The 2,835-nt window shown below is 64.3% G+C and carries 3 protein-coding genes; 1 reads left to right on the top strand and 2 read right to left on the bottom strand.

Annotation, left to right across the window (positions count from 1 at the left end):
* Positions 1–114: 114 nt before the first annotated feature.
* Positions 115–246: a hypothetical protein gene (locus WMO66_RS02880; protein WP_349134905.1), complete on the bottom strand. Its 132-nt coding sequence runs from the start codon at positions 244–246 to the stop codon at positions 115–117.
* 55 nt (positions 247–301) lie between these two features.
* A complete protein-coding gene (locus WMO66_RS02885) occupies positions 302–1,234 on the bottom strand; it encodes an ROK family glucokinase (RefSeq protein WP_349134906.1) in 933 nt (310 codons plus the stop codon).
* 253 nt (positions 1,235–1,487) lie between these two features.
* Between WMO66_RS02885 and WMO66_RS02890 the strand changes: the two genes are divergently transcribed.
* Positions 1,488–2,789: a glucose-6-phosphate isomerase gene (locus WMO66_RS02890; RefSeq protein ID WP_349134907.1), complete on the top strand. Its 1,302-nt coding sequence runs from the start codon at positions 1,488–1,490 to the stop codon at positions 2,787–2,789.
* Positions 2,790–2,835: the final 46 nt, after the last annotated feature.

Raw genomic sequence — 2,835 nt, forward strand, 5'->3', positions numbered from 1 at the left:
CCACGGCCCCGTTGGGGCCTCGCAATGACAAATCGGGGGCGTTCACCATTGTAACGGCAACTGGCACGAGTCGTTCGTGCGGCGCCGGGAGGGGACAGCCCGGCCCCTACAATTTTATTTATCCGGCTTCTCCAGTCTCTCCGGCACGGGGGCCTGACACGCCGGCATGGCGCGGCCGTCCGCGATGCTGCGGATGGCGGGCAGCTGCGGGTCCGCCAACTCGTTCTTTCGCCCTTTTCGTTCCATAAAAAATCCCTCCCGCGCTAGTTTGGCGGGAGGGTGCTCTTTTTATGCGGAAAAATCAGGCCAGCAGACGGAACGCACCGTACATCCCGGCGTCGTTGCCGAGCGTAGCCAGCGCGAACTGTGTGTCCTTGCAGGCGTGGAACATGTGCGCGCGGAAATGGCGCTCGACGCCGCGCAGCAGGTAGTCGCCCGCGCGGGACACGCCGCCGCCGAGGATGATGCGCTCCGGGTCGCAGACGCAGCAGGCGTCCGCCAGTGCCTCGCCCAGATAGTCGAACACCTGCTCGAGCGTTTCGGCCGCGAAGGCGTCGCCGCTGCGGGCGGCGTCGAACACGTCCTTGCAGGCAAAGTGCTCCATCGCACGCAGGCAGGACGGCTCAGCCGATTCGGCAAGGCGTTTTTTCGTCACGCGGACGATGCCGTTCGCCGAGGCATACTGCTCGACGCAGCCGCGCTTGCCGCAGGTGCAGGGGGCCTTGTCCGGCGCACTGATCTCGATATGGCCAAGCTCGCCGCCGACGCCGTGCGCGCCCGTGAGCAGGCGGCCGTCCACGATGACACCGCCGCCGATGCCCGTTCCCAGCGTGACGAAGATGGCGGACCGGCAGCCGGAGCCGCCGCCCATCCAGAATTCGCCGAGGGCGGCACAGTTCGCGTCGTTCCCGGCGCGCACGCGCAGGCCCGTCAGGATGCCGAGGGCATCATGCAGGTTGAATACGCCCCAGTTCAGGTTCACGCAGCGGTTGACCATGCCGGAGGCGTCCACCGGGCCCGGCACGCCGATGCCGAGGCCAAGGCAGTCGTCCCGCGAAAGCCCGCGGCGGGCCATGCAGTCCTGCACGCTCCGCGCGATGTCCGGCAGGATGTTCTCGCCGCCGTTTTCCGTGCGCGAGGGAAGCTCCCACTTTTCCAGAAGCTCGCCCGCCTCGCTGAGCAGACCGAGCTTGACCGTCGTTCCGCCGGCGTCGACACCGAATCCGTATTTCATAAACTACCTCACTTGTTATGTGTATTTGCAGAGATAATGTCATGCGTTGTAGGGGAGGGGACAGCCCGGCCCGGCGCTGCATTGGCGCAATAAACAGGCTGTCCCCTCCCCCACAACTTTCCGCGAGATCTGTTGCTCTCATTATACACTGCCGCAGCATTTTTTTCTACTGCTGCGGCAGTTTTTTTCCGACGTGACTTGCGTTTTCGGCCGTTTTGCGATAACATAAGGGGGAGATACTGAACAAAGGAGCATGGTGTCCATGTTAAAAGTTGATCTTTCGAATGTCTGGGGCGACCTGTCCCTGCCTGATCTGCTCGCCACGGAGCAGGAGGTCTTCGCCGCGCACAAGACGCTGGCCGAGGGCCGCGGTCCCGGCAATGATTTTCTCGGCTGGCTGGAGCTGCCCACGTTTGAGGAGACGGAGGAGCTGCAGCGCATCCGCCGCGCCGCAGAGCGCATCCGTGCGGATTCCGACGTGTTCGTCGTCGTCGGCATCGGCGGCTCGTACCTCGGCCCGCGCGCTGCCATTGAGCTGGTCAAGGGCCAGAACCACAACCTGAAGGATTCCGACCCGCAGGTCTTCTTCGCAGGCAATAACCTGTCCACCCGCGCGTGGCAGGAGCTGTGCGAACTGCTCGAGGGAAAGGATTTCTCCATCAACATCATCTCGAAGTCCGGCACCACGACGGAGCCTGCCATCGCCACCCGCGCCCTGCGCTGGATGCTCGAGCGCAAGTACGGCGCCGAGAAGGCCAAGAAGCGCATCTACGTCACGACGGATCCGAAGCACGGCGCGCTGCGCCAGATGGCCACGGAGGAGGGCTACGAGTCCTTCATCATCCCGCCGAATGTCGGCGGCCGCTACAGCGTGCTGACCGCCGTCGGCCTGCTGCCGATGGCCGTTGCGGGCATCGCCCCGATGGATGTTATGCTCGGCGCGGCCCGCGCCCGCAAGGAGCTGGACATCCGCTCGTTTGAAAACCCCGCGTGGCAGTATGCCGCCATCCGCAACCTGCTGTACCGCCGCGGCAAGGCCATCGAGCTGCTGGGCTGCTATGAGCCGAGCTTCCGCTACTTCGCGGGCTGGTGGCAGCAGCTGTTCGGCGAAAGCGAGGGCAAGGACGGCAAGGGCCTGTTCCCCGCGACCGTGGAATTCACGGCCGACCTGCACTCCCTCGGGCAGATGATCCAGCAGGGCCAGCGCAACCTCTTCGAGACCATCGTCCGCTTCGCCCCGCCGCGCAAACGCACGACCATCGAGGTCGACTGGAAGAATCTTGACGGCCTGAACTACCTCGAGGGCAAGACGCTCGACTTTGTCGAGGAGCAGGCCTTCCAGGGCACGCTCAGCGCCCACGTCGACGGCGGCGTGCCGAACATCGTGCTGCAGACCGACGAGGTCGATGCCGATACGCTCGGCGAGCTGTTCTACTTCTTCGAGCTGTCGTGCGGCATCTCCGCCTATATGCTGGGCGTGAACCCGTTCAACCAGCCCGGCGTCGAGTTCTATAAGAAGAACATGTTCCACCTGCTGGGTAAGCCCGGCTATTGATCCGGAACGGGAATCTCCCCCGCACGGGATGCCATTGACATCCCGT

The sequence above is a fragment of the Faecousia intestinalis genome (assembly GCF_040096185.1).
Taxonomy (GTDB): domain Bacteria; phylum Bacillota; class Clostridia; order Oscillospirales; family Oscillospiraceae; genus JAZOXB01.

Bases quoted from the DNA above. Each gene is read 5' to 3' on its own strand.
- WMO66_RS02880 (WP_349134905.1), bottom strand. From the start codon at position 246: ATGGAACGAAAAGGGCGAAAGAACGAGTTGGCGGACCCGCAGCTGCCC.
- WMO66_RS02885 (WP_349134906.1), bottom strand. From the start codon at position 1,234: ATGAAATACGGATTCGGTGTCGACGCCGGCGGAACGACGGTCAAGCTC.
- WMO66_RS02890 (WP_349134907.1), top strand. From the start codon at position 1,488: ATGGTGTCCATGTTAAAAGTTGATCTTTCGAATGTCTGGGGCGACCTG.